This is a genomic window from Nocardioides sp. P5_E3 (assembly GCF_054049275.1).
In genome coordinates this window covers 1-5,847 of the sequence record NZ_JBFUMR010000059.1, presented here as the reverse complement: position 1 = coordinate 5,847, position 5,847 = coordinate 1, and the positions used below count along the sequence as shown (strand labels likewise).

Sequence of the window (5,847 nt, the reverse complement as noted above, 5' to 3'; positions counted from 1 at the left end):
CCGGGCGAGCGTAGCCGCCCTCAACGCGGCAGATCCGGGCGAGCGTAGCCGCCCTCAACGCGGCAGATCCGGGCGAGCGTAGCCGCCCTCAACGCGGCAGATCCGGGCGAGCGTAGCCGCCCTCAACGCGGCAGATCCGGGCGAGCGTAGCCGCCCTCAACGCGGCAGATCCGGGCGAGCGTAGCCGCCCTCAACGCGGCAGATCCGGATGCTTGTCTGAGTTAGCCCTTGTCGTCTCGTCGCCCGAGTTCCCTCACCCGTGGGTGCAGCGAGGCGGCGACGAGCACCATGGCCACCAACGTGCCCCACATGGGCGACCGAGGATCTGCGAGCACAGCCACCAGACTGTAGAGGCCAACTACGGCGCACAATCCGAGCAGGATCTTCGTCCCTGTCCCCATGCCGCAGGGTAGCGCCCGCACTTCGCTCACTGGCGTGAGCGGACGCGCGGGTCGCGGCAGATCCGGTCGTCGGTCAGGGGATGCGCGGGGAAGGAACGCCCAGGATGCGAGCGAACGTGTCTGCAATGGCAGGACCATCCCACGCGCCCTCCCCTCGTAGTTCAAGCCACAGTTCAGGCAGTTGCCACCCTTCGAATGAGAGGCGACAGCGCCGGTTCGTGTGGTCGAGGTTGACCCAATAGTCGATGCAGTGAACGGTTCGCCATTGGTCTTCACCGTATGACTCCACGACCCCGCTGTCGGGGTAGCGCTCCGCAAAGCGTTGCGGGTCTGCTTCCCACAGGAGGTAGACGACCTCGTTCTGCTGGTCGCCGGCGTACTGCACCTGTCGCACGAAGCCCACGTCAGCGCCATCGAAGACCGGGTCGCAGACTTCAGCGACCTCTTCCGCCCAGCGCTTGCCCATCATGTGCACATCGCAGGATAGCCGTCTACACGCGCCCGACACCGTCGATGTTCCTGACCGCATCCTGGTGCCGCGCGAATCGCGGCAGATCCAAGCGTTCCGAGCGGGTCGTCACCCAGTCACGAGTCACCGACGGGGCTTCCCTTTCGATCGACCTGGTGCCCGCAGTTCGGGCACGTCCACCCGCCCCAGAAGGCTTCTCGTCCCGATGCTGGCCTGCGAAAGCGGGGCAGCTGGTGACCGCACTTGGAACAGGCGGGCGGCATTTGAAGCGCCCCCAGACACAACACTGCCAACGCTCCGCCCACCCCTCCGGCAATGAGGATCCAAACAACCTGCGGCATGCGTGCCCCACCTCCAGACCGACGCCCCACGGGCACGGACCCGAGTGTCACTCACTGTCCGAGCGCGCTGCGACCGACGGAAGTATGAAAGGGCGGCATGCCACCGACCCTGACGGTGGCTTCCTGCGCGCTCATCGGCATGTGCGGACGAGCGGGTCGCGGCATGAGCGGTTGGCCGTCGTCTAACGTGCAGATCATGTCCGCCGCGCGCCTCGTCACGCCAGGATGGCGACCTGTCGGCATGTGCTGGGACGGCGAGGATTTCGACTTGGACGGACTGAATCCGTGGCAGCACGAGTGGGAGTGCTCCGACCCGGAGCGCATCGTGGTTGCCCACCCGGCGTATCCCTCTCAGCGCTACGACGTCGAGGTGTGGGCGATCCGCGCGCCCGACAGAGTCGTACGGTTCGCGGCCGGTGAGATGTCCAACCTGGCGTGGGCCTTCTTCGTGCCTGTTTACGACTGATCTGCCGCTCGGGTGACCCGCCATCCGCATCGCGGACGCACGGGTCGCGGCAGATCCGGACGGTCCGCGGAGGGGCGCCTAGGCCTCGTCGGGGCGGCGCATGTGCGACGGTCTAGGGGTGGAGTCCCGAGATAACGGCAACTGGAGCCAAGCCATCTCTGCGATCGACGGAGGCTACTTCCTCGCCTCCTCCAGCCCAGCCTCGCCACCCGGTGACGACGAGGACTGGATACCCACCGTGTTCCCAGAGAACCCCGGTGACGTTCTTGCCGAGGGTCCCGTCGCCAACGTGAACATCCTGAACGATGTCGACGAGCGGGTGTGGCTATCCTGCATCCTCCTCAACCGAACGCCCACCGAGCGCGAGATACAACGCCGCATCGACCAAGGCGATCATCTCGCCACCTTCACGCTGGACGCAGCCGGACCCATCCACGTCCTCAGCAACGACCTTGAGGACCAGGTCACCCTCGCTCCGTGGCTCACCAAGCCGATCAGACTGGACTGCGCCATCTTCATGAAGATCGAAGAGCCCGACTTCGTCGAACCCGGCGAACCTGCGGAGCAGCACCACCTGCGCATGTGGCCCGCTGATGGCGTACTCCGTGTGACGCCCTGGTGGATGTACTGACGGGCATCGCGCATGTCGACCTACCGCCACACTCATCGCGGCAGATCCGGGCGAGCGTAGCCGCGCTCAACGCGGCAGATCCGGGCGAGCGTAGCCGCCCTCAACGCGGCAGATCCGGATGTTCGCGGTCTATAGCCCTCGAGCTCGGTCTTAACCTGACCCGTCAGTCGACTCGCACGAGGTCGGGCGCCACGGCGATTCCGCGCATGCCGGTCCCGCCGCTCGTCAGCGCGGCGAACTCACCGGAGGCCCAGTCCCACGTGGCGAGGTAGGTGGTGCCGTCCTCGGCATCCATGGTCGCGTAGTCCATCGGCGTGATCAGCAGGAGGACCGTGGCCGGGTCGAGGAAGCCGAGAGCGGTGAGGTGCCCGTTATCGCTGTAGACGGAGTTCTCGTCGAGGATCGGTGCGAAGGCGAGGACCTCGCCCGTCGCCGGATCAACGACAACCGGGCCGCTCGTCGCCACGTTCATCAGCGTATGACCCGGGTTGCCGGTATACGCCACCTTCCCGAAGCGGGTGACGTAGCGCTCGCCGTAGCCGGGGAGGGTGACGGAGGAGGCGTCGTCCGGGGCGTTCCAGGTGCGGAGCTCCCGGTGGGCGCGGGTGCGGTCGCGGACGGTGCCGTCGTCAGGGTCGACCATTACGCCGTAGGAGTTGCGCGGGCTCGGCAGGGGTGTGCCGGTGCCGTCCATGTTCACGAACCATGGCCCTTTCCAGCTCTGCACCACGAAGCCCGCGTCGCCGGGGCGCCAGATCAGGTCCGGCCAGATGTCCCACGGGCCCGCGAGGCCCTTCGGCCACGGGATGACCCGCCGCGCGCCGGTCGCCGAGACGATGAGGATGCCGTCGTTGGTCGACATCGCGACCCGGTCCCCCTTGGGGCTGATCGCCGGCGCGACCACGTCGCGCAGGGAGCCCTGCACAGCCGCCGCGGTCCCGGCGACCGAGCGCCACTCGCCGTTCGTCGCGAGCACCCGCAGGTCCGCACCTTCTTGCGGCCAGGCAACCACGATGTCCGGGAGCGGTGCGTCGGCGAGGTCCGGCGGCGCGACCGGCGGAACGAGGCGCCCGGGCAGAGCAGAGTCGGCTCGCTCGGTGTTGGCGAGGGAGAACGGGTCCCAGAGCGACTGGGTCGCAGGGTCGGTGTCGGGCACGGACGAGGTCGGCGTCGGGCCCGGCGACAGGGTTCGCGTCGGTTCTGGGGTGTCGACCACGCCCGCGTGCGGCACTCGGTCCTGCACGATCCACGTCGCCCCGCCGCCGAGGAGCACGATCGCAACAAGCGCACCTGCGGCCGTACGACGGACGCGGTGTCGGTGGGCGGACGCCAGCGCGCGGCCGGCGAGGTCGGGCGAGGCGACGTGCTCGGTCGCCTCCCTGAGGAGCTGCTTGAGTTCAGTCACGGTGTCCTCCCGATGAGGCTCAGGAGCTCGGGCGCTCCAGTGCGCAGCCGGGCGAGGCCAGCCGCGTTCTGGCTCTTGACTGTGCCGACGGAGACGCCGAGCACCTCGGCGGTCTCGCGCTCGGTCAGGTCGTCGAAGTGGCGCAGCACCAGCACCGCGCGCTGCCCGGGCGTCAGGCGCGCCAAGGAGCGTCGTACGACCAACGCCGTTTCTGGTTCCGTGCTGGTGCCGGAGTCATGGAGCGAGTCGGTTGGCACGTCACGCCGACGTCGCCACCACGAGATGTTGTCGCGCGTGATGATCCTGAGGGCGTACGCGGTCGGGTTGCCCTCGGCTAGCCGCGACCACCGCAGCGCCACCTTGGTCAGCGCCTCCTGGACGAGGTCCTCCGCGCGGTGTAGGTCACCGGTCAGCAGGTACGCCGAGCGAAGCAGCTGGCGCTGCCGCCCGGTCGCCCACTCAGTGAAACCCTGGTCGTCCACCGCTTCCCCTCCCATCCTGTGCCCACTCAACGCCATGGAGCCCGAAAAGGTTGGGACGAGTTGCCGGCTACCTACTGATTGCGGCAGATCCGGATGCCCCCCGCGCTTCGGTTGCCGCCGTATCGTTCCGCCATGGACGCCGGATCACCGTTGATGCCGCTGGCCGAGGTTGCTGCGGCCGACTGGCTGGCGGAGGCTCTCCCAGACTTCCGGGGGCGGGTGGTCGACCTCGCAACAGGGTTGTTCCCTTCCTACGCACGGATCTTCCATCGTCCCGACCAAGGTCTCCCCAGCGATGACAGGCCAGCCACGTGGGAGTCGATCGCCCGCGACATGGGCACGGTCTTCCACCCAGCGGCCCAGTTCACCGATCTCGCGCGCGAGGCCTCCCGCCCGGTGGAGGAACGTATCCCGGGGCCGTTGATCGGGTCGCTCGACCGATCAACCTTGCCGCTCGTGCGCGACCATCTGGCGCGGCACACCGCGACACCCGCCACATGCTGGTTTGCCCAGTGGGCGGGCTTCGGACTCACCGCAGAACGCTGGAGTCTGGATCTCGCGTTCCGCACCCTTCCCTGCAGCCCCTACTGGCTGTTCGGCGGTGCGTTGAGCGACGTAGTCGGACTGTCACTCGACTTCGCCAACGGCGGCTCGGACGACCCCAGGCACGACACGTTTCGACAATTGGGCCTGGTGCACTCACCCACGATCTGGTGGCCGCAGGACCATGCTTGGCTGGTCCACTCCTCGTTCGACTACGACAGCACCATCGTCGGCGGCGAACCCTGTCTCATCCAGGCACTCGTTGATGACCCTGAGATCGAGGCATTGCAGGTGGACCCGGACGTGTCGCTGTATGCGAACGGCGACAGGATCAACGGGTCGTATCCCAGCGGCTGGCCACAGCGCGACTGAGAAGGTTGGCGTCCGCCATCCGCATGTACGACATGCGGATCTCTGCAGATCCGGTTGAGCTGATCGCGGCAGATCCGGCTGTCCCCTGCGAACTACGTCCGCTGTCGTCTGTGGGCGACCCAAGCCGCACCCGGAACTCCGTCCGGATACTTCTCCGCAAGTTCCGCCAACTGGGCGAATGCCGGACTCACCGGCAGTTCTGGGTTGTCGCATGGCCTCAGGTTGTACAGGCCGTACACGAGGTAGCGCGTGTCGCGCGGCTGGTCCAAGACTTGTTGTCGAACGTGCTGCGCTCCCGCCGACATGGACCACCCGCCGATTCCGGTGAAGCCACTCCACTCGTGTGGCGTCATGACTATCTCGACGACTTGGGGTGGGCCGTCTCCCCGGCTGAGCACCACGGTGAGACCGTGGGGATCTCGATCGCTGACTTCGCCGACCGTGCCCAAGACGTCGAGCAGGTGATCCCACCACGTGTCGATCCCGCGCTCCATCCGGTCAGGATCGCACAACCGAACACTTCGGGCGGCAGTCCGAATGTGCGCAACTCGGTATGAGCAGACGCGATCATCGCGGCAGATCCGGGCGAGCGTAGCCGCCCTCAATGCGGCAGATCCGGGCGAGCGTAGCCGCCCTCAACGCGGCAGATCCGGGCGAGCGTAGCCGCCCTCAACGCGGCAGATCCGGGCGAGCGTAGCCGCCCTCAACGCGGCAGATCCGGGCGAGCGTAGCCGCCC

The 5,847-nt window shown here is 67.6% G+C and carries 7 protein-coding genes; 3 read left to right on the top strand and 4 right to left on the bottom strand.

Annotated elements, in window-relative coordinates:
• Window positions 1-474: 474 nt before the first annotated feature.
• On the bottom strand, window positions 475-870 hold the full coding sequence (locus ACXJKB_RS22590; protein WP_457192443.1) for a hypothetical protein: 396 nt from the start codon (window positions 868-870) through the stop codon (window positions 475-477).
• Window positions 871-1,308: 438 nt separating this feature from the next.
• On the opposite strand from ACXJKB_RS22590, the gene ACXJKB_RS22585 reads away from it, so the two are divergent.
• Complete coding sequence (locus ACXJKB_RS22585; RefSeq protein ID WP_457192441.1) at window positions 1,309-1,677, top strand: hypothetical protein; 369 nt, start codon at window positions 1,309-1,311, stop codon at window positions 1,675-1,677.
• A gap of 118 nt (window positions 1,678-1,795) precedes the next feature.
• On the top strand, window positions 1,796-2,308 hold the full coding sequence (locus ACXJKB_RS22580; protein ID WP_457192439.1) for a hypothetical protein: 513 nt from the start codon (window positions 1,796-1,798) through the stop codon (window positions 2,306-2,308).
• Between the two features lie 163 nt (window positions 2,309-2,471).
• On the opposite strand, the gene ACXJKB_RS22575 is transcribed toward ACXJKB_RS22580, so the two are convergent.
• Together ACXJKB_RS22575 and ACXJKB_RS22570 are read right to left on the bottom strand one after the other, a co-directional pair.
• A complete protein-coding gene (locus ACXJKB_RS22575) occupies window positions 2,472-3,713 on the bottom strand; it encodes a hypothetical protein (protein WP_457192437.1) in 1,242 nt (413 codons plus the stop codon).
• Entirely contained in the window at window positions 3,710-4,195 is a 486-nt protein-coding gene (locus ACXJKB_RS22570; protein ID WP_457192435.1) for a SigE family RNA polymerase sigma factor, read from the bottom strand. The genes ACXJKB_RS22575 and ACXJKB_RS22570 overlap by 4 nt, the downstream gene beginning before the upstream one ends.
• A 132-nt stretch (window positions 4,196-4,327) precedes the next feature.
• On the opposite strand from ACXJKB_RS22570, the gene ACXJKB_RS22565 reads away from it, so the two are divergent.
• Window positions 4,328-5,110 (top strand): hypothetical protein, encoded by a 783-nt coding sequence (locus ACXJKB_RS22565; RefSeq protein ID WP_457192433.1) that lies wholly within the window; start codon window positions 4,328-4,330, stop codon window positions 5,108-5,110.
• Between the two features lie 92 nt (window positions 5,111-5,202).
• On the opposite strand, the gene ACXJKB_RS22560 is transcribed toward ACXJKB_RS22565, so the two are convergent.
• A complete protein-coding gene (locus ACXJKB_RS22560; RefSeq protein WP_457192431.1) occupies window positions 5,203-5,604 on the bottom strand; it encodes a hypothetical protein in 402 nt (133 codons plus the stop codon).
• Window positions 5,605-5,847 lie beyond the last annotated feature (243 nt).

What these genes read in the sequence shown, in the direction of transcription:
- ACXJKB_RS22565 (WP_457192433.1), top strand. Translation starts at nt 4,328, where the DNA reads ATGGACGCCGGATCACCGTTGATGCCGCTGGCCGAGGTTGCTGCGGCC.
- ACXJKB_RS22590 (WP_457192443.1), bottom strand. Translation starts at nt 870, where the DNA reads ATGATGGGCAAGCGCTGGGCGGAAGAGGTCGCTGAAGTCTGCGACCCG.
- ACXJKB_RS22585 (WP_457192441.1), top strand. Translation starts at nt 1,309, where the DNA reads ATGCCACCGACCCTGACGGTGGCTTCCTGCGCGCTCATCGGCATGTGC.
- ACXJKB_RS22560 (WP_457192431.1), bottom strand. Translation starts at nt 5,604, where the DNA reads ATGGAGCGCGGGATCGACACGTGGTGGGATCACCTGCTCGACGTCTTG.